At 71.9% G+C, this 19,652-nt stretch carries 13 protein-coding genes and 1 riboswitch; of the genes, 6 read left to right on the forward strand and 7 right to left on the reverse strand.

Annotation, left to right across the window (positions count from 1 at the left end):
- The first annotated feature begins 96 nt into the window (after nucleotides 1–96).
- Together ABUW04_RS20135 and ABUW04_RS20140 are read left to right on the forward strand one after the other, a co-directional pair.
- Nucleotides 97–1,857, forward strand: coding sequence for an RNA polymerase sigma factor (locus tag ABUW04_RS20135; RefSeq protein WP_380566055.1), 1,761 nt, complete (start codon nucleotides 97–99; stop codon nucleotides 1,855–1,857).
- Nucleotides 1,858–1,976: 119 nt separating this feature from the next.
- A complete protein-coding gene (locus ABUW04_RS20140; RefSeq protein ID WP_380566056.1) occupies nucleotides 1,977–4,025 on the forward strand; it encodes an autotransporter-associated beta strand repeat-containing protein in 2,049 nt (682 codons plus the stop codon).
- Nucleotide 4,026: 1 nt separating this feature from the next.
- Here ABUW04_RS20140 and ABUW04_RS20145 read toward each other — a convergent pair whose 3' ends face one another.
- Entirely contained in the window at nucleotides 4,027–5,211 is a 1,185-nt protein-coding gene (locus ABUW04_RS20145; RefSeq protein WP_380566057.1) for a glycoside hydrolase family 16 protein, read from the reverse strand.
- Between the two features lie 3 nt (nucleotides 5,212–5,214).
- Nucleotides 5,215–5,380, reverse strand: a riboswitch (cyclic di-AMP (ydaO/yuaA leader).
- A 236-nt stretch (nucleotides 5,381–5,616) separates the two neighbouring features.
- Here ABUW04_RS20145 and ABUW04_RS20150 point away from each other — a divergent pair.
- Nucleotides 5,617–6,750 carry an NADH:flavin oxidoreductase gene (locus ABUW04_RS20150; protein WP_380566058.1) on the forward strand — a complete coding sequence of 378 codons (1,134 nt, stop codon included), beginning with the start codon at nucleotides 5,617–5,619 and terminating at the stop codon, nucleotides 6,748–6,750.
- 32 nt (nucleotides 6,751–6,782) lie between these two features.
- Here ABUW04_RS20150 and ABUW04_RS20155 read toward each other — a convergent pair whose 3' ends face one another.
- A complete protein-coding gene (locus ABUW04_RS20155) occupies nucleotides 6,783–8,075 on the reverse strand; it encodes an MFS transporter (RefSeq protein ID WP_380566059.1) in 1,293 nt (430 codons plus the stop codon).
- A gap of 348 nt (nucleotides 8,076–8,423) precedes the next feature.
- Between ABUW04_RS20155 and ABUW04_RS20160 the strand changes: the two genes are divergently transcribed.
- The 3 genes from ABUW04_RS20160 (at nucleotide 8,424) to ABUW04_RS20170 (ending at nucleotide 12,801) form a co-directional block, all read left to right on the forward strand.
- On the forward strand, nucleotides 8,424–10,079 hold the full coding sequence (locus ABUW04_RS20160) for a cellulose binding domain-containing protein (protein ID WP_380566060.1): 1,656 nt from the start codon (nucleotides 8,424–8,426) through the stop codon (nucleotides 10,077–10,079).
- Between the two features lie 131 nt (nucleotides 10,080–10,210).
- Nucleotides 10,211–11,614: a collagen-binding domain-containing protein gene (locus ABUW04_RS20165; RefSeq protein ID WP_380566061.1), complete on the forward strand. Its 1,404-nt coding sequence runs from the start codon at nucleotides 10,211–10,213 to the stop codon at nucleotides 11,612–11,614.
- 149 nt (nucleotides 11,615–11,763) lie between these two features.
- Nucleotides 11,764–12,801 (forward strand): sphingomyelin phosphodiesterase, encoded by a 1,038-nt coding sequence (locus tag ABUW04_RS20170; RefSeq protein ID WP_380566062.1) that lies wholly within the window; start codon nucleotides 11,764–11,766, stop codon nucleotides 12,799–12,801.
- Here the strand turns inward: ABUW04_RS20170 and ABUW04_RS20175 are convergent.
- The 5 genes from ABUW04_RS20175 to ABUW04_RS20195 form a co-directional block, all read right to left on the reverse strand.
- Nucleotides 12,786–14,180 (reverse strand): sensor histidine kinase, encoded by a 1,395-nt coding sequence (locus tag ABUW04_RS20175; RefSeq protein WP_380566063.1) that lies wholly within the window; start codon nucleotides 14,178–14,180, stop codon nucleotides 12,786–12,788. The two genes, ABUW04_RS20170 and ABUW04_RS20175, sit on opposite strands and share 16 nt — an antisense overlap.
- Before the next feature lie 34 nt (nucleotides 14,181–14,214).
- On the reverse strand, nucleotides 14,215–14,895 hold the full coding sequence (locus tag ABUW04_RS20180; RefSeq protein ID WP_380566064.1) for a response regulator transcription factor: 681 nt from the start codon (nucleotides 14,893–14,895) through the stop codon (nucleotides 14,215–14,217).
- 34 nt (nucleotides 14,896–14,929) lie between these two features.
- Nucleotides 14,930–15,373, reverse strand: coding sequence for a hypothetical protein (locus ABUW04_RS20185; RefSeq protein WP_380566065.1), 444 nt, complete (start codon nucleotides 15,371–15,373; stop codon nucleotides 14,930–14,932).
- 128 nt (nucleotides 15,374–15,501) lie between these two features.
- Nucleotides 15,502–18,270, reverse strand: a complete 2,769-nt coding sequence (locus ABUW04_RS20190) for a phosphoesterase (protein WP_380566066.1) — start codon at nucleotides 18,268–18,270, stop codon at nucleotides 15,502–15,504.
- Between the two features lie 4 nt (nucleotides 18,271–18,274).
- On the reverse strand, nucleotides 18,275–19,651 hold the full coding sequence (locus tag ABUW04_RS20195; protein ID WP_380566365.1) for an ABC transporter permease: 1,377 nt from the start codon (nucleotides 19,649–19,651) through the stop codon (nucleotides 18,275–18,277).
- Nucleotide 19,652: the final 1 nt, after the last annotated feature.

Genomic DNA, 19,652 nt, shown 5'->3' on the forward strand with positions numbered 1-19,652 from the left:
CCGCCGAAATCGGGACAGCAGTTCTTGTTATCCTCACCTGCCTCATCGCATCTGCCCACAGGGGGGTCCGAGAGTCGCGAGAGGATACCGACGGCAGTGCTGCACAATCCGGACACCGAGCTCGTGGCCGCCGCGACCGCCGGGGACCCACGGGCTCTGGACGACCTGGTCGCGGACTGCCTGCCGCTGGTCTACAACGTCGTGGGCCGGGCGCTGAGCGGCCACGCGGACGTGGACGACGTGGTCCAGGACACCATGCTGAGCGTGGTCAACGGCCTGGACCGGCTGCGCGACGCGGAGCGCTTCCGGTCCTGGCTGGTCTCGATCGCCATGCAGAAGGTCCGCGAACGGTGGCGCCGGCAGCAGGCCCGGCCGGCGCCCGGCTTCCTGGACGAGATGCTCGGCCTGCCCGACCCGGACGCGGACTTCGTCGACGTCACCATCATCCGCCTGGACCTGTCGGACCAGCGCCAGGAGTTGGCGGAGGCCACCCGCTGGATCGAGCCGTCCGAGCGCGACGTGCTGTCGCTGTGGTGGCTGGAGGCGGCCGGCCGGCTCACCCGGTCCGAGCTGGCCGAGGCGCTGCACCTCACGCCGCAGCACACGGCGGTGCGGGTGCAGCGGGTCAAGGAACGGCTGGAGGCGGCCAGGGTCGTGGTCCGGGCACTGCGCGGCACCCCGCCCTGCCCGGACCTGGTCGCGCTGACCGACCGTTGGGACGGGATACCGGCCCCGCTCTGGCGCAGGCGGGTGGTGCGGCACGCCACCGACTGCCGGAACTGCTCCCTGCACTGGCGCGACCTGCTGCCGCCGGAGGGACTGCTCGCCGGGATCGCGCTGGTGCCGCCACCACCGGGGCTCGGCGTCGGCACATTCACCTTCCTGCACGGCGGAGCCGCCCATGCCGTCACCGGCCATGCCACCGCGACCCACGCCGCCGGCCTGGGCGGGCGCGCCGCGCACCTGGTGCAGTACCTGATGGCCAAACCCGTCGCCGTCGCCGCCGCGGGCGCGCTGGCGCTGGGCGGCGGCGCCGCAGCCGGGTACGCCGTCCTGGACCGGCCCCCGCACAAGCCGGCGCAGCACCTCGCAGCCACCACCCCGCCCAGCGTGGCCCCGACGGCCGTCAGCACCGCCACGCCCACCACCTCACCCAGCGCCGTTCCGACCCCGTCCGCCTCCCCCACGGCCCCGGTCTACGGCCAGACCGTGGACCAGGCGGAGTCCGCCCCGCCCGCCACCGTGAAGCCCGGCCCGCTGCCGGAGCGGCCGCAGACCGCTCCACTGTCCATCGCCGGCACGTTCGGGGCCCAACACCCCGGCGCCACCGGCGAGATGTACGTGCTGGACCACCGCGGCGACAACCTCACCATCACCGGCCGCGGCTACCTCCTGGTGCGCTGGCAGCTCCCGACCGTGGGTCAGATCCTCCCGCCGACCTGGACCGGGCTCAGCGGCAGGCTGTTCCATGTCGCCTCCGGCGGCGGGCGGCGGATGGACGACCCCAAACCGGGCAGCACCGTCGCCGGCACCTGGATGGGCGACCGCGACCAGGGCTACGACACGCTGGTCGCGGGGGCCCAGCAGATGTGGCAGAACGAGTACTTCTACCTGGACGGCACGGTCACCCTGCACCTGGACCAGGCCGGCCTGCGCTACTCGCTGATCGTCGCCCCCAGCACCTGGCAGGCCGTCAGCGACGACATCGACCAGGCTCCCGACCCGGCGGCCGGCCTGGTCCGCTACGGCCTGGTCCGGGACACCGGCGACGACACCGCCCCGGTACCGCAGTACCTGACCCGCTCCTCCCCCGCCGACCCCTTCTCGGTCGCCCAGCAGTCCCGGCTGACGTCCTGACGCATGTCCTGACGCATGTCCTGACGCATGTCCTGACGAAAGCTGTTATCGCGGCGGCGCCGTCCGCATCTCCCAGGGTGAGCATCGCAATCGATCCGACCATCGGGAGACACGGGCACATGGGCAAGCAGACTGGCGCACACCGGATTCGCCGCGGACGGGTCGTGGTCGCCGGGTCGGTGGCACTCGCGGCCGTGGGCGCGCCGCTCCTGGCCTCGCAGTTGACGGCCTCGGCGGCCACCACCGACATCACCGCCGCGATCCGGGCCGGGCAGGACGTCACCCTCACCGGCGACGCGGTGGTGAACCTGCCCACCGGGACCACCACCTACAATGGCGTCATCAGCGGCGCCGGAACGCTCACCGTGAACGCCCCCGGCGGCTCCGGCACCCTGGTGCTCACCAAGGACAGCGACTTCACCCTGCCCGCGTCGCGCCGCCACCAGACGGTGACCACGACCAGGTCGGCCCATCCGGTGACCACGGTCACCGACCCCGACCAGCCGGCCGTGATCGTCAGCCGCGGCGCCACCCTGCAGTACAGCTCCGGCGGCTCGACCGGCATCATCGGCCACTACCCCTACGGCACCCCGGGCTACGCGCTGAACGAGGACAACATCCGGGTCGACGGCACCCTGGTGCTGCAGACCGTGAACCGGAACTACAACCTCGGCACCATCAGCGGCTCGGGGCTGGTCATCCAACCGCGCTTCACCTGGGGGACCCTGGACCTGGCCGGCACCCACCCGTTCAGCGGCGTCATCTACAACGGCACCGGAATGGCGCTGGCCAAGCCGTGGTACCCGCTGGCGCTGCCCAACGCCAAGGCCATCGTCAACGAGGGCTCGGCCATCGTCGGCACCCCGTACGACTACACCCTGAGGCTGCGTCAGGACTTCTACGAGGACCACTACGGCAACGACATCAACTTCCACACCGCGCGCGGCGGCCTGGTCGTCGTCAGCGGGGTGTACAGCTACGCGGACCAGGGGGTGCCGAACAACCCCTCGTTGAGCGACCCGTCGCTCAACCTCAGTACCTCGGTGGGCAACGCCAACACCCGCGGCGTCAACATCGAAGGCGCGCACGTGCAGTGGGGCGACGGGACCACCAGCCGGTTCTTCCTCCCGGCCACCCCCGCCAACTCCTACATCAACATCCACAACAACGGCACGCTGGCCTTCGACTACGACGGGCCGGTCACCCTGGACACCCCGATATCCGGCGGCGTCTACCACAACTCGCTCAGCACCCCCGCGTACAGCGACATCAGCCTGATCGCCCACCCGGGCAACGCGGTGACCTTCGCGACGCCGATGAACTACCACGGCACCACCGCCATCGGCGCCGGGGCCACACTGACCCTGGGCACCGGGGCCGCAGGCGGCGACTCCAGCCTGCTCACCGGGACGGCCGCGGACAGCATCGACGACCGGGGCACCCTGGTGGTCCGCAACACCGCCAAGGCCGTCTCGCTGTCCCGGATCAGCGGCTCCGGCTCCCTGGTCCAGGCCGGCTCCGGCACCACCACGCTGACCGGCGCGACCAGTTACACCGGCAGCACCACGGTCTCCGCGGGAACCCTCGCCGTCACCGGCGGCAGCCTGGCCACCGGCAGCGGCGTCGCGCTGACCCGCCCGGGGGCCGTGCTGGACCTGCGCAAGGCGGGCGACCAGACCGTGCACAGCCTGTCCGGCGTCCAGGGCAGCACCATCCTGCTCGGCGACAACACCCTGACCGTGGACACCTCCACGTCCACCGTCTTCAGCGGCCGGATCGTCGGCGGGACGCTGAACAAGACCGGCAGCGGCTCACTGACCCTGACCGACAAGGCCGTCCCGGCCGGGCACGGCTGGACCACCGGGACGGCCGCGCAGGCGACGGCCGACGCGCACCCGAGCGCGAGCACCGGCGCCACCGCGGCGGCAACCGGAGCGACGCCGACGGGCAGCACTGCGGCAGCAGCCGCCGCGTCCGCCTCCCCCGCCCAGGTCGCCGGCGCGTCCGGCGACCTGGCGCAGACCGGCAGCTCCGTACCCACCCTCGGCCTGGCCGGTGCGACCGCCGCCCTGCTGGCGACCGGCGCCACCCTGCTGCTGCGCAACCGCCGCAGGTCCGCCGTCGGGGCCGGCGGCGGACACCGCCGGCGCACGGGTCGTCGGCGCTAGGTCAGCGGTAGACCCGGACGTAGTCCGCGGAGAAGCTGATCGGGCTGGTGGAGGTCGGCGCCGAGTGGTACTGCCCGGCGCTGATCGACAGATTGAGGATCAGGTAGGCGGACCAGTTGGCGCCGACGCCGGTGTCGTCCGAGTACACCTTGGTGCCGTTGACGTACCAGTCCACCGAGTTCGCGCCGTAGTAGGTGCCGATGGTCACCCAGCTGCCGGGGGCCACCGCCGAGGCGTTAGTGTAGTAGTCCTGCGCGGCGTTGACGTGGTTGGTCAGCTCCAGCAGATCGGCGTTGTCGGGGTGGTACTCGAAGGAGTCGATCTCCCCGTTGCCGTCCTTCCAGGTCCACAGGGCCGGCCAGGCGCCCGCGGCGGAGGGCAGCTTGACCCGGGCCTCGACGTAGTCGCCGGTCTTGACCTGGAAGCCCTCCTTCGAGCCCTCGGTGGTGAGCAGGCCGGTGGTCCAGGCCTGCTTGCCGTTCTCCAGGGTGTGCGAGGACGGCTGCGCGGTGAAGGTGGCGACGCCGTCGGCGACGCTGACGTCGTTCTGGTCGAGCCAGTCGAGCTTGTTGTCGCCCGGGTTGTGGTCGCCGTAGGCGTAGGAGCTGCTGCTGTCGCCGACCCAGCGCGATCCCCAGGAGATCGGGCTGCTGAACTCGTCGGACCAGGTCAGCGACTTTCCGGCGGCGGCCGCCGCAGTGGAGGTGGTACCGGAGGAGGTGGTGCCGGTGGAGCTGGTACCGGAGGAGGCCGTGCCGCCGGAGGCCGCCGCGGCGGTGACGGTCAGGGTCTGCGAGGCCAGGTTGTGCCAGGCGCCCGCGCTGTCCTGCCAGAAGCCGAACTCGGTGTAGCTCCCGGCGGGCAGCGTGCGGCTGCCGGTGGTGATGGAGACCCCGCCCGGGCAGATCCGGACGTCGGACGCCGACCCGGGGAAGTCCAGGTTGTTCCCGGCCGCGTCGCGGACGCCGACGCCGAGCGTGGCGGCGGTGAAGCAGCGGCTGGAGTGCACCGTGAGCCCGGCGGTCGACGCGGTGCCGGCGGTCAGTGAGGTCGGGGTGAGCCGGTCCTGGGTGACCCTGGTCGCGGCCTGGGCCGGGGTGGCCAGTGAGACGGCGGCCAGCGCGGCGGCACCGGCCATCCCGACGGCCGCGCCGAGGCGTGCGGAGGCAGTGGCAGGTATGCGCATGAAGGGGTTCCTCTGCGACGCCTGCGAGGTGAGCTGTCGGGTTCGGGCACGGAGGACGCCCGGTCGCGTGTGGTGCGACGTTCACCCCTAGCCGGTGGCGCCTGTCACGGCGCTCGGTCCGGCGACTGACCTGGGTCCCCCGCTCCTGCCCGTGGAGCGATTCGAGTTCCTGCCACCGGGCGGACAGGATTCGGCGTCCCGGTGGCGAGGTCCGCGTGCGGCGGAACCAGCAGGCTAGGCAGGCGCTCCGCCCGGAGGCAATGGAATGTGCCGGGGTTCACATAGGCCTTATATCGGACATCTGAGCTGCGGCAACGCCCCGGCGGGGGCGGAATGCCACAGCCCTCGGCACGGTTGTCCGTCCTCGGTAGTCGTTCACCGTTCCCGATCCCTGGAGCCCCACCCGTGTCCGTCAGTCCCTCCAGCCCCTCCGCCGCCCGCGCGGCCCAGCTCCTGTCGCGACCGATCACCATCGGTGGCCTGACCGTGCCGAACCGGATCGCGATGGCCCCGATGACCCGGCAGTTCTCGCCCGGAGGGATCCCCGGCGAGGCCGTCGCTGCCTACTACGCCCGGCGTGCCGCCGGCGGAGTCGGGCTGATCGTGACCGAGGGAACCTACGTCGACCACGAGTCCGCCGGGTCGAGCGACAACGTCCCGCGCTTCCACGGCGAGGAGCAGCTGGCCGGCTGGGCGAAGGTCGCCGAGGCGGTGCACGCGGAGGGCGGCACCATCGTCCCGCAGCTGTGGCACATCGGCATGGCCCGGAACGCCGGCCAGCCCCCGTACGCTGACGCCCCCGCGGTGGGCCCCTCGGGGATCCGGCTGGACGGCACCGAGGGCGCCGGGAAGGCGATGACCCAGGCCGACCTGGACGACGTCATCGCCGCCTTCGCCCAGGGCGCGGCCGACGCCGAGCGGATCGGCTTCGACGGCGTCGAGCTGCACGGTGCCCACGGCTACCTCATCGACCAGTTCCTGTGGCACGGCACCAACCGCCGCGCCGACGGCTACGGCGGCGACCCGGTGGCCCGCACCAGGTTCGGCGCCGAGATCGTGGCCGCGGTGCGCGCCGCGGTCTCCCCGGACTTCCCGGTGATCTTCCGTTACTCGCAGTGGAAGTCCGACAACTACGACGCCCGGATCGCCGCCACCCCGGCCGAGCTCGACGCGGTGCTCGCGCCGCTGGCCGCAGCGGGCGTGGACGCCTTCCACGCCTCCACCCGCCGCTACTGGCTGCCCGAGTTCGACGGCTCGGACCTGAACCTGGCCGGCTGGACCAGGAAGCTCACCGGCAAGCCGGTGATCACGGTCGGCTCGATCGGCCTGGACGGCGACTTCATCCGCGGCTTCCAGGGCGAGAGCGCCCCGGTCCGGGGCATCGACGACCTGCTGGACCGACTGGAGCGGGACGAGTTCGACCTGGTCGCCGTCGGCCGGGCGCTGCTGCAGGACCCGGAGTGGGCCGCCAAGGTCCTCGCCGGCCGCTTCGACCAGCTGGCCGACTACGACCCGGCGGCGCTGCGCACCCTGGTCTGACCGGTCCGCGCACACCCCCGGCCGACCTGCCGTCACCCGTCCTGACCGGGTGACGGCAGGCTGCGCCCCAGTCGGCCCAGCGGGGACAGGGACATGATCAACGGCGAGAGCAGCTGCCCGGCGGCGGCCACCAGCAGCGCCGTGCGCAGCCCCCACTGCCCGGCCAGCCAGCCGCCCAGCAGCGAGCCGAGCGGAGTCAGACCCAGGCCGACGAAATTGAGCGTGGCCACCACCCGCCCCTGGATCCGCACCGGCGTGACCGCCTGCCGTACGGCCGTCACCGTGACGTCGACCAGTTGGCCGCAGGCGCCGAAGACCAGGCTGCCCGCCATCAGCAGCGGGACCGTGACCGCGGCGGATCCGTGCAGGGCCGGCAGCCAGAGCGCCAGCCCGTCGCCGAGCGCCGCCGAGGCCACCAGCACCAGCCCGTAGCCGAGTCGCCCCGGCAGCCAGGCGGCCAGCACCGAGCCCGCCAGCGCGCCCGGGCCCATGGCCGCGAACACCAGCCCCACCTGCGCCCCGGACAGGTGCAGCGCGCGCGGCAGGAACAGCAGGTAGACCGTCATCAGCGCGGCGAAGGAGAACTGGAAGGCGGCCGAGCAGACCGCCACCGTACGCAGCACCGGGTCCGCGGCCACGAACCGCAGCCCCTCCCGGATCTGACGACCCGTCCGGACCTCCCCCGCGGCCGCCGGTGGCACCGTCTCGGCCCGCCGGATCCGCTGGACCGACAGCGAGGACAGCGCGAAGCACAGCGCCGCCGCGAGGACCGCGACCGGCGCCGACAGCAGCGACACCAGCCCACCGCCCAGGGCCGGGCCGCCCAGCTGCGCGGCGGAGCGGCTGCCCTCCAGCGCGACGGTGCCCCGCACCAGCCGGTCCCGCGGCACCAGCCGCACCAGCGAGGCCTGGCAGGCCACCCCGAAGAACACCGAGAGCACGCCCACCACCAGGGCGACCGAGAACAGCACCGGCATACCCAGCACTCGGAGCAGACCGGCGACCGGGACCAGGGCCAGCGCCGCCGCCCGGCCGAGATCCGCCGGCACCATCACCGTTCGGGTCCGCCTGCGGTCCACCCATGCCCCGACCAGCAGCGAGCACAGCAGGATCGGCGCCTGCTCGACCGCGCGCAGGGCGCCGAGCTGTTCGGCCCCCGCGCCGAGCGTGAGTACCGCGACCAGCGGCAGCACCGTCTGCGCGGACTGCTCGCCGAACTGCGAGGCGGTCTGCCCCGCCCAGAGCCTGCGGAAGTCACCGTCCCGCCACAGGCTCCGCGGTGGCGGCTGCGATCGGTCGGAACGACTGGAACGGACACACGACACGGAAACCCCTGAAGCTGCTCAGCACAGAACCGCCGGCGTACCGGCGCGAGAAAGGTCGCTGTGCCGCACTCCACGGGCAGCACGCGATGACAGGTCGGTCGGGACCTACGGCGTCAGCGCGTGCTCGATCGGCCGGGCATTCCAACTCCTCGGGGGTTTCGGGTCGCTCGGAGACTAACCGTCAGCCGGGCGCCCTGGAAAGCGCATTACCGGAACCGGTCATGTACCGGCCATTCCCTTGACGCCGAGTATTGGTCTGGACCATCGTGAGAGGGCCGCGGCAGTACGCCCCCACACACCTCAGCAGCACATGACCTGTGCTGCCCCCACGCTGAGGAGAACCCGCCGATGAGGCGTCCCGCCATGCCCTCGACCGCGGCCCGGTCCAGACTCACCGCCACCGCCACCGCGACGGCAGCCGCCGCGGCCCTGCTCGCTGCGCCGCTCCTGGCTCCCGCCACTGCCCGGGCCGCCTCCGGCCTCACCGGACTGATGGCCGCCTTCGCCGTCACCCAGAGCTGGCAGGGCGGTCTCGAGGGCACCTACACCATCACCAACAACACCAACGCGACCGTCAACACCTGGTCCCTGGTCTTCGACCTCCCCAGCGGCGAAGCGGTCACCAGCGTCTGGAACGGCACCCTCACCAAGTCCGGCAACACCTACACCATCACCGCCCCCAGCTGGGCGTCCCCGCTCGCCCCGGGCGCGACCGCCGATGTGGTCGGTATGGACATCTCCACCGGTGCCACCCAGACCCCGCCGGCCGACTGCCTGATCAACAGTCAGCCCTGCCAGGGCGTCCCGGCCGACACCGTCGCGCCCTCGACGCCCACCGGACTGGCCGTCAGCGGCACCGGGCCCGGCAGCATCTCGCTGTCCTGGAAGGCCTCCACCGACAATGTCGGCGTCGCCGGATACCACCTCTACGAGGGCACTGCGCTGGTGGCGACGGTCACCGCGACCACCGCCAACCTCACCGGACTGCTGGCCGGTAGCAGCCACACCGTCAGCGTCGCCGCCTTCGACGCGGCCGGCAACGAGTCGCCGCACTCGGCCGCGGTGACCGGGGTCGCCGGCAGCGGCACCGTCCCCGGCACCGCCGCGCCCTATGTGGACCTCGGCGCCTGGCCCACGCCCAGCCTGCCGGCGATCGCGGCGGCGACCGGGCTCAAGCAGTTCTCGCTGGGCTTCCTCATCAACGGCAGCACCCCCTGCACCGCCAGCTGGTTCGGCGCCTACGATCCGGCCTCCGGCTGGGAGAAGGCCGACTTCGACGCGATCCGGGCGGCCGGCGGCGACGTCCGGCCCTCCTTCGGCGGCGCCAACGGCACCGAGCTGGCCCAGTCCTGCACCACCGTGGCGGCGCTGGCCGCGCAGTACCAGAAGGTGGTCGACGCCTACGCGCTGGACCGCATCGACTTCGACATCGAGGGCTCCGCGGTGGCCGACCACGCCTCCATCGACCGCAGGTCGGCGGCGATCGCCCAGGTCCAGGCGGCGCAGCGGGCCAAGGGCCGGGACCTCAAGGTCACCCTGACGCTGCCGGTGCTGCCCAACGGCCTGACCGCCGACGGCGTCTACGTCCTGCAGTCCGCCAAGAACGCCGGCGTGGTGGTGAACGCCGTCAACGTGATGGCGATGGACTTCGGCGACTCGGCCGCGCCGTCGCCCGCCGGGAAGATGGGCACCTACGCGATCCAGTCCGCGCAGTCCACCCAGGCGCAGATCAAGCAGGTCTGGACGGGTCTGACCGACGCCCAGGCCTGGGCCATGGTCGGGGTCACCCCGATGCTGGGGCAGAACGACAACCCCAGCGAGGTCTTCGGCCTGGCCGACGCGCAGCAGCTGATCACCTTCGCCAAGCAGGACCACCTCGGGGAGCTGGCCTTCTGGGAGGTCACCAGGGACGCCAACGCCTGCACCGGCGGACTGTCCCAGTGCACCGACATCGCCCAGACGCCCTACGAGTTCTCCAAGATGTTCGCCGGCTACACCGGCTGAACCCGGTCCCTGCACGCGGCCCGGCGGGGTACTCCCCCACCGGGCCGCACGCCTGCTCCGGACGGGTACGTCCGGCCGGAGGGCGGCGCGCCACCGTGGCCCGGGAGGGGCCGCTGGTTAGCGTCCTGCGGGTGATCATCACCCTGCGCAGCCCGCTCTCCCTGTGTGTGACCGCCCTGGGCGGAGGTCTCCTGCTCGCCTCGACGGCAGTGGCCATGACGCCGCCTCAGCTGTCGCCGGCCGCCGGGGCCAGAGCCGGCGGCTACAGCGGCAATCCGGTGGACGGGAGCAAGGGCTTCGGCGTGGTGGTCGAGAACAACGCCGTGCTGGGGAGCACCGAGTCCGAGGGACCGATCGCCATCGGCGGCAACCTGAGCTTCGGTCCGGGGTACAACGTCTCGCTGAACTCCGCCGGGGGCTACACCGCCCCCGGCGACAGCAAACCGACCGCCCTGCTGGTCAACGGCTCGGTGGACTTCGCCGGCAGTTCCCCGACCGGGGTGTTGAAGGTGCTCTCCGGCGGCTACCTCAAGGTGGGCTCGCTGACCGGGGCCGACGTACTGAACACCGACGGCAACGGGGCCTCGGTCAACACCCAGGAGGTGGTCTCCGGCGCCGGCTACAACAGCGTGCCGCGGATCGAACTCAACAGCCAGGAGCCCCTCAGCGCGGTCGGCCCGCACCCCGGCCTGATCGACTTCGACGCGCTGTTCGCCGCCTACCGCCAACGCTCCACGGACATGGCCGCCTGCCCCACCAATGTCACCCTGCTGGACGGCAACGGCGTCGCGCTACCCGACCAGAGCGTGATCCCGGCCGGCTCCAACATCAAGATCCACCTCTCCAGCAGCCACACCAATGTGCTGCACCTCACCGGGGCGATGCTCAACAACATCTCCGAGCTGACCTTCCTGGACCAGCCCAGCAGCAGCGGACCGCTGATGATCGTGGTGGACACCACGGCCACCGGGGGCAAGTTCGTCTGGAACACCCCGAACATGGCCGGACTGCAGAAGACCGCCATCCCCTCACTGCTGTGGAACTTCCCCGACGCCACCGACATCACCGTGTCCACCGGCGACAGCATCGAAGGCACCATCTACGCCCCGCGGGCCCTGCTGACCGACGTCGACCCGTCCAACATCGAGGGCGACATCATCGTCCGCTCACTGGTTCACGGGCCGCTGATCCCGTCCTCCGGATCGGCCGTCAACGCCGGCGAGCTGCACTACTTCCCGTTCACCGCCACCATCAGCTGCACCAGCGCCAGCCCGAGCCCGGCCAACACCGACATCCCGACCCCCTCCGGGTCCGCGTCCCCCACGTCGTCCTCGTCGTCCGGCTCCGGAACCTCGTCGAGCACCCCCGCGCCGAGCAGCGACGAGAACGAAGCGCACACCCACCGTCCGGACCTGGCCGCGACCGGCACCGACCCCACCCAGCCCGAGGTGCTCCTCGGGGCCCTGGCCCTGACCGCTGTCGGCACCGTCACCCTGGCCCTGGTGCGCAGGGACCGCGGCAGCCGGCACCGCTAGGTTCGCCACCGAACGTTCATCTCGGCTGACCAGATGGGTCACTGAGCGTGCATCAGATAGTTACTGGTGGGTATTCCCTTCTTCCCCGTGAACCTCTAGCGTCCTTCTCGTCCTTCACTTGTTCAGACAAGATGACGCTTGGAGTCCCCATGAACGCCAGTCTTCCGATGTGCCGCCTCGGTCACGCGGTCGCCGCGGCGATCACCGTCGCCGGCCTCGCCGCCGCGCCCGCCCACGCCGCCGCGGCGGCGCCGACCACGCTGTCGGTGTTCGCCTGGAACGTGGACCTGGGCACCGCCGTGGTCGACACGGTCGAGAAGGAGAACGCCGCCGGACGCACCCCCACCGTCGAGGCGATCATCCGCAAGAACGACGCCGACGTGGTCATCCTGGACGAGGCCTTCAACAACACCTCCGACGCCAAGATCCCGGCCGCCCTGGCCGACCTCTACCCCTACGCCACACCGGTGGTCGGCAAGGTCTGCTCGGGCGGCGGCTGGACCGGCATCAGCGGCGACTGCTCCAACTCCCCGTTCGTCATCAACGGCGGCACCCTGATCCTGTCCAAGTACCCCATCCTGGCCCAGTACGCGCACATCTTCTCCAACTCCACCTCCGGCACCTGGGACTACAACGCCAACAAGGGCGCGGCCCTGGCCGAGCTCGACGTCAACGGCACCCCCACCTGGGTGGTCGGCACCCATCTGCAGGCCGACCAGTCGGGGACCTCCACCGACACCACCCAGCGCACCCGGCTGGCCCAGCTCGGCGAGATCCGGAGCTGGACCGACCAGATCGTCGGCACCTCCGCGCCGGTCCTGATCGGCGGCGACCTCAATGTCGAGTACTACGCCGGCGCCTCCCGCGGCGACTACGCCAACGCCCAGGCCGCCGTCGGCGGTGTGCTCGGCAGCCCGGCCCTGGACCCGTCCCAGAGCCGGTACACCATGGACTGCCCGGTCTCCTCGTGGTGCCAGTACATGTCCGGTGTCGAGTCGTTCACCAGCACCTACCAGGACGACCTGGACTACCTGGGCTACCTCCAGGACGGCACCCGCCCGGTCCCGGCCGCGCTGCCGACCGTGCACATCGACTTCGACCCGCAGGCCGGCTGGACCAGCGGACAACTGGACACCAACGCCCCCAGCGACCACTACCCGGTCCAGGCCACCTACCTGCTGCCCTGAACCGCCCCCAGCGGTAGTTCCAGGCGCAGCCGCGCACCGCGCTCGGCGGGCAGCACCGCGACGGTCCCGCCGTGGGTCTCCGCGATCTGCCGGACGATGGACAGGCCCAGGCCCGAGCCCGGTCGGGCCCGGGCCGCGGTGGCGCGGTAGAAGCGGTCGAAGACGAACGGCCGGTCGGCCTCGTCGATGCCGGGGCCCTGGTCGGTGACGGTGCAGCAGATCCGGTCCCGTCCGGGCGTGAACGCGACCGCGAGCTCGACCGCGCCGCCGTCCGGGCTCCACTTGGCCGCGTTGTCGACCAGGTTGCCCAGCGCCCGGGCCAGCGCCTCCGGGTCGGCCACCACCACGCAGTCCTCCGGGTCGGACGGCGACAGTACGGCGAAGCGCAGTCCGGGCGAGCGCCGGGCGGCCCGGTCGACCACCTCCTGGGCCAGCAGGTCGACCCTGACCTCCTCGGTGTGCACCTGCGCGCGGCCGTAGCGGGCCAGCTCGACCAGGTCGTTGACCAGGCGCTTGAGCTCCTCGCTCTGCTCCAGCGCGGCCCGTACCAGGGCCGGCGCCTGCGGATCGGCGAGTCCGCCCGGCTCGGCCAGCAGTTCCAGGTTGGTGGTGATGCTGGTCAGCGGGGTGCGCAGCTCGTGCGAGGCGTCCGCGACCAGCTGGCGCTGGGCGGAGACCGAGCCGTCCAGCGCCCCCATCATCGCCGAGAAGGACCGTGCCAGCCGTCCGATCTCGTCCCGGCCACCGATGTCGGCGAGGCCGCCGTCCGCCCGGGAGGTCAGATCCTGAGTCACCGTCACCTGCTCGACGGTCTCGGTCAACCGGCCGACCGGACGCAGCAGCCGACCGGCCAGCAGCCGGGCCGCGAAGGCGGCGGTCAGCGCGCCGCCGAGGACCAGTCCGACCAGCAGCAGCTCCAGCCGGTGCAGCGCGTCCAGGGTGTCCGACAGCGGCTTGGCGACCCGGACCAGGGAGCCGCTGCTGCTGTCGAACTGGGAGGTGTAGACCCGGTAGGCGCGGCCCTGGTAGTCGGCGTCGCTGAAGTAGGCGGACCGGCTGCCGGTGGCGACGGCGGTGTCCTGGACGGTGATGTCGGCCAGTTCCGCCCTGCCGGGCTGCACCGGTGACGGCAGGAACTGCACCAGCGTGCCGCCGATGTCCAGCACGCCGGTGGCCGGGAAGCCGTCGCCGGACTGGGACACCTTCTGCTTCAGCGCCTGGCTGAACCTGGGCGAGCTGGCCGCGGTGGACACCAGGGTGCTGTCCAACTGGTCGTGCAGGTCGCGGTCGGCCGAGGGGTAGAGCACCAGTGCGGCCAGCAGCAGGGCGGCGGCCACCACCAGTCCGCCGGCCAGCGCGACGCGGTTGCGCAGGCTCACCCGCTCACGGCTCCTCGGGTCACGGCTCCTCGGGTCACGGCTCCTCCCGCAGCACATAGCCGAGTCCGCGCACGGTCTGGATCAGCCGCGGCTCGCCCCCGGCCTCCAACTTGCCCCGCAGGTAGCTGATGTAGACCCAGAGCGCATTCGACCCGGGGCCGAAGTCGTAGCCCCACACCGCCTCGAAGATCGCACTGCGGCCCAGCACCCGGCGCGGGTTGCGCAGGAACAGCTCCAGCAGCGCGTACTCGGTGCGGGTCAGCGCCAGCAGCCGGCCGCCGCGGCGGACCCGGCACTGCGCGGCGTCCAGCTCCAGGTCCGCGTAGCGCAGCAGTTCCCGCGCCTCCAGCGTCCGCGAGCTGCGCCGCAGCAGCGCCCGGAGCCGGGCCCGCAGCTCGTCCAGGGCGAACGGCTTGACCAGGTAGTCGTCGGCGCCCGCGTCCAGCCCGGCGACCCGGTCGGCGACCAGGTCGCGGGCGGTCAGGATGAGGATCGGGGTCTCGTCCCCGCGCCGGCGCAGGATCCGGCACACCTCCAGCCCGTTCGGCTCGGGCATCATCACATCCAGCACGATCGCCGCCGGCCGCGCCTCGACGACGCCCGCCAGCGCGGCCGTGCCGTCCGCCGCCTCGGTGACGGTGAAGCCGTCGCGGCGCAGCGCATGACCCAGGGACCGCCGCACGGCCGGGTCGTCGTCGGCCACCAGGATCCGCATCAGCCCATTGTGCTCCGCCCGGACCGGCGCACCGTCAGCTCTTCGCGGACCCGGACGGAGCCGGCATGGCGGACAGCGACTCCTTCATGTGCATCAGATCCGTGTTGAACTGAGTGGGCGTCAGTCCCAGCGAGGCGGCCAGCGAGCGGAACCCCGGGTCGGTGACCTCGACGCCGTGGACGGTCCCGCGGGAGAGGACGTCGAGCCGCTCCAGGACGGCGGTAGCCCGGGCCCGGCTCACGCCGAGGATCCTGGCGAGGGCAGCGCTCTCCTGCGGGTCCGGGGTACCCGGCGGCACCATGGGCTTCTTGCCGCCGGGGCCCGGGTTGGCGGAGCCGCCCGGTGCGGGCGTCTTGCAGGTGACGGTCGGCGAGGCGCTGGACGGGGTGGCGGTCGAGGCCTCGGCGGCGGCCACGCTGCCGCCGGTCAGCAGGGCGATCGCCACGGTCGCGACCGCCAGACGGGTCTTGGAACGCATGGTGTCCTTCTTCCGGTCGAGGTGCCGGGGTCCGTCCCCGACACCTCGACCAGCACACCAACCGCGCCTTCGGGCACCCATCGGCCGGCCTTAACGCCGCCTCAGAGAAGCGGCGTCATGACGGACCGTCAGCCGTCGGTGTCGGAGGAGGGGATGTACGCGCCCGGCACATCGTTCGGGGCGTAGATCGTGGTCTCGCCCGGGTAGGGCGTCTTCCAGTTGTGGGTCTCGTACCAGGTCAGGTGGTTCATCTGGGCCGGGTTGGCGTAGTCGGGCACCGCGTTGGTGCCGGTGAGCCGCTGCTGCGCCTTCCAGCCGGCCCACTTGGCCGCGACCGCCTTCTCACTGGCCGGCGGCGTGGTCGTGGCCGGCACCGTCGCGGCGGCGGGGTCCTGCGGCGCCGGGGTGTCGACGCCGCAACTGGGCGGCGTGGCGAGGCCGTCGGTCAGCGAGGTCCGGTTGGGCAGCGCGGTGAACGGCGTGTAGTTCGGCTTGCTGGTGAAGGCCGCGGTCATCGGGGTGGCCGCGCTGTCCTTCTGGTTCATCGGGTGGATCCCGAGGATCTGCTCGATGGTGCGGATCATCGTGATCTGCGTGTAGTAGTGGTCGTCGACCACGCCGGTGCGCTGGGCGTAGGGGCTGATGATCTGGATCGGGGCCCGGTGGCCGTCGACGTGGTCCAGGCCGGCCTGGGAGTCGTCCTCGACCACGAAGATCGCCGAGTCCTTCCAGTACTTGCTGTGGGTGATCTCGTCGATCATCTTGCCTGTGGCCAGGTCGTTGTCGGCGACCTGCGCGGCCGGGCTCGCCGGGCCGCCGGTGTGGTCGCTGGAGAGCCAGAACATGTTCAGGTTCGCCGGGCCGTTCTTCTCGAAGTCCTGCTTCCAGATCTCGTACCGGTACAGGTCCGGGACGCTGGTGTCGAACTTGGGGAAGCCGGGCACCGACACGCTGTTGAGGGAGGGGATCGGCGAGGAGGAGTTCAGGGTGTAGGCGGTGCCCTGGCCGGTGGCGTCCATGGTCTTGGCGTCGCAGTACAGGTTCTGCCAGCTGGCCGTGGCCGGCTTGGTGAGGAACTGCTGGAACTCGCCGAAGTCCCGCACGGTCTTGCCCGCGGCCTGCGCGCCGGTCCACAGGAAGCCGGACTCCTGGTGCCCGAGCGCGTCGTCCTCGGTGTCGTAGCTGCGCAGGTACTCGCCGGCCGAGGACTCGGTGTACTCCGGGTCGTCGGCCTGCATCAGCCAGTTGTGGCCCTCGGCGGAGTTGGTGCCGATGTCGTAGGTGTTGTCGTAGAGACCGAACTGCTCGGCCAGCGCGTGCTGGTTGGGCGTCACGTTCTCGCCGAACTGGGCCAGCGCGGCATCGCCGTTGCCCTGCGCCATGTCGCCGAACAGCTGGTCGTAGGTGCGGTTCTCCTTGACGATCAGGAAGACGTGCTTGATCGTCGACGGGGCGCCTATCTGCGCCGGGACCGGCACCGGCTTGGCGTGGCTGCTCGCCTTGCCCGTGGCCAGCGTGACCGCGCCCTTGGTCCAGCCGTTCTGCTGGAAGACCTTGGCGGTCTGGGCCCTGATGACACTGTCGCTGGGCAGGGTGAACTGGGTCAGGCTGGAGGTGGTGTCGTGGGTGTCGTGGCCGGCCGCGGTGGTGGGCCGCAGGGCGTCGATGCCACGGGTGTTGGAGACCACCACCTTCGTGCCCACGGTGGTGATCTCGGCGGGGAAGTAGTCGGTCGGCAGCAGGCCGACATAGCTGACCGGCTCCTGCGGCCGGGTGTACCGGTAGACCGCGACCGCGTTGGCCCGGCCGAGCGTCACCAGCAGGTGGCCGTCGTCGGTCAGTGTGACCGCGTCGGGCTCGTAGCCCACCGACGCCTCCGGCCAGGGCTGGGTGGCGATGGTCTGCACGACCCTGCCGCGCTTGGTGTCGATGACCGCGACGTCGTTGCTGGCGGTGTCGGTGACGAACACCGCTCCCTGCTTGGCGTACACCGCAGTCGGGTGCAGGCCGACGTCGATGCTGCCGACGGCGGCGGAGGGGTTCGTCAGGTCGATGACGCTGACCGTGCCGGTGGTGGTGGCACCGGTCACCGGGCTGGCCGGCACCTGGGTGTTGTAGGAGTTGAGGGTGTACTCCCCGGCCTTCGCCGCCCGCCCGCCCTCGTTGCTGACGTAGAGCTTGCCGCCGACCAGGGCCAGGCCGCGCGGGGCGTTGCCCACTGCCCAGCTCTGCTCGACCGTCCCGGTGGCGGCGTCGATGGCCACCACCCGGTTCTGCCCGTTGACGGCGGAGTACACGGTCGAGCCGTCGGCCGAGAACACCGCCGCGCCGACCAGCGCGTGCTTGGCGCCGTCGGCCGGGATCGGCACGGCCACCGGGTTGGCCAGGGTGCCGTCCGGGTTCACGGTGAACCTGGTGTAGCCGTCGGTCTGACCCAGCCACAGCTGCGTGCCGTCGGGCGAGTACGTCGGGCCCTCCTGGCCCACCGAGCTGCTGCTGATGTGCAGGTCGTCCGCGGCGGCGCTGCCGATCCGCTGCTTCACCTGACCGGTCTTCAGGTCCACCACCACCAGCGCGGCGTCGCCGTCGGTGACCGCGGCGGCGAGGTGGCCGCCGTCCGGGCTGACCGTGGACGACATGATCTTGCCGTCGTTGATGACCAGCCGGCTGCCGTACGGGGCGATGTACTGGTCGCTGGAGATGACCTGGCCCTTTGAGGTGACCTGGCCGACCTGCTGGGTGCCGAACTGGTGCGTCGAGGCGAAGGCAGTGCCGGTGGCGGCCAGGGCGAGCGCGGTCACGCATGCGGTGACCAGCGTTGCCCGGCGGCTGACGGATCTTCCGAGGAGGACCAACTGCTCCTTCTCGACATCCCGGCGACGGCGCGTTACCTGCATGGACTCATCCCTTCGGGGAGGCGGGGATCAGCTCGACATCACTGTCGAACTGCCACAGCGGGTTCGGCGCGTCCCCGGTCGGGGTCCGCACCAGGAAATAGCCGTTCACGTCCTTCGGACCGTCACCGTCGGCCTCGATCCGGCCGTCCGAGGTGACGTCGAGCTGGTAGACCGCAGACCCGGGGGCCGCGGCGCCGGGCAGGTGCCAGCTGACGACGCAGCGCCAGTCGTTGCCCGGACCCTCGGGGTCGACCTGGCCGTCGCTGCGGTCGCACACCGCGGTGGCCTGCAGCTGCGCCTCGGTGACGGCGGGGCGCTGCAGCTGCTCGGTCTGCAGCCGGTAGAGGTGGGCGAAGGCGGTGGCCACCGACTGCTGCACCTTGGCCTGCGAGATCCCGGAGCCCAGCGAGGGTGTGGCCACCGCGACGGCGCCGAAACCGACGGCCAGCAGGGCGACCAGCGGCAGCAGCGCGACCGGGAGCGCGCGGCGCCCGATGCCGTCGTCGCTCGCATTGGTGAAGTCCCGCCGCAGGAACAGCCGGTAGGCCAGCCAGGTGGCCACCGCCATCCACACCAGGCTGACCGCGACCGAGATCAGCAGCTCGCGCGGCTGCCCCGGGCTGGTGAACAGCCCGTGCCAGGCGATGAAGGCGTAACCGGGCAGGGCCAGGCGCAGCGCGACCGGCAGCGGCAGCATCTGCGCCAACTGCATCGCGACCGCGACCAGCGCCGGCAGCAGCAGCCCCATCGGGGAGCGCCCCAGCACGACCGACCCGAGCAGCCCGATCGCGGCCAGTGCCAGCGTGGGGGCGAGCACGCAGACCCAGGCGAGCAGCACGTTCCCGGCCGCGCCGGAGGGCGACAGCAGATGACCGTCGAGGCCGACCAGCCGCTGGTCGCCGACCGACAGCAGGCCGCCGACCGAGGCGGACGCCACCAGCCCGGCCACCAGCAGCAGGATGACGGTCAGCGCCGCCAGCGCCTTGGCCGCGAAGATCCGCCGCAGCGAGCGGACCGCCACCAGCAGATGGCGCCAGGTCCCGAGCCGGTCCTCGGCGGCGAACACGTCGCCGGCGACCACCGAGGTGATCAGCGGCAGCGCCCAGGAGCCGGCGAAGCCCAGCACCACCAGCGGTCCGGCCCATCCGGTGGCGTGCATCCAGCGGCCGAAGAGGGTGTCGGTGGGCAGCGTGCTCTGCTGGCTCACCGCGGCGACGAACAGCCCCGGCACGATCCAGCAGACCAGCACCAGCAGCCGGATCCGCCACTGCGAGACCAGCTTGACCAGTTCGAAGCGGTAGGCGCGGGTCACCGGCACCCGGACGGCGTCGGGCTCGGGGCCGGCCTCGGTGCCGTCGACCTGGTCGTCGGCGACGGTCATG

This window comes from Streptacidiphilus jeojiensis, assembly GCF_042510965.1.
GTDB classification, from domain to species: domain Bacteria; phylum Actinomycetota; class Actinomycetes; order Streptomycetales; family Streptomycetaceae; genus Streptacidiphilus; species Streptacidiphilus jeojiensis.

What these genes read in the sequence shown, in the direction of transcription:
- ABUW04_RS20190 (WP_380566066.1), bottom strand. Translation starts at nt 18,270, where the DNA reads ATGCAGGTAACGCGCCGTCGCCGGGATGTCGAGAAGGAGCAGTTGGTC.
- ABUW04_RS20180 (WP_380566064.1), bottom strand. Translation starts at nt 14,895, where the DNA reads ATGCGGATCCTGGTGGCCGACGACGACCCGGCCGTGCGGCGGTCCCTG.
- ABUW04_RS20145 (WP_380566057.1), bottom strand. Translation starts at nt 5,211, where the DNA reads ATGCGCATACCTGCCACTGCCTCCGCACGCCTCGGCGCGGCCGTCGGG.
- ABUW04_RS20185 (WP_380566065.1), bottom strand. Translation starts at nt 15,373, where the DNA reads ATGCGTTCCAAGACCCGTCTGGCGGTCGCGACCGTGGCGATCGCCCTG.
- ABUW04_RS20170 (WP_380566062.1), top strand. Translation starts at nt 11,764, where the DNA reads ATGAACGCCAGTCTTCCGATGTGCCGCCTCGGTCACGCGGTCGCCGCG.
- ABUW04_RS20140 (WP_380566056.1), top strand. Translation starts at nt 1,977, where the DNA reads ATGGGCAAGCAGACTGGCGCACACCGGATTCGCCGCGGACGGGTCGTG.
- ABUW04_RS20195 (WP_380566365.1), bottom strand. Translation starts at nt 19,651, where the DNA reads ATGACCGTCGCCGACGACCAGGTCGACGGCACCGAGGCCGGCCCCGAG.
- ABUW04_RS20160 (WP_380566060.1), top strand. Translation starts at nt 8,424, where the DNA reads ATGAGGCGTCCCGCCATGCCCTCGACCGCGGCCCGGTCCAGACTCACC.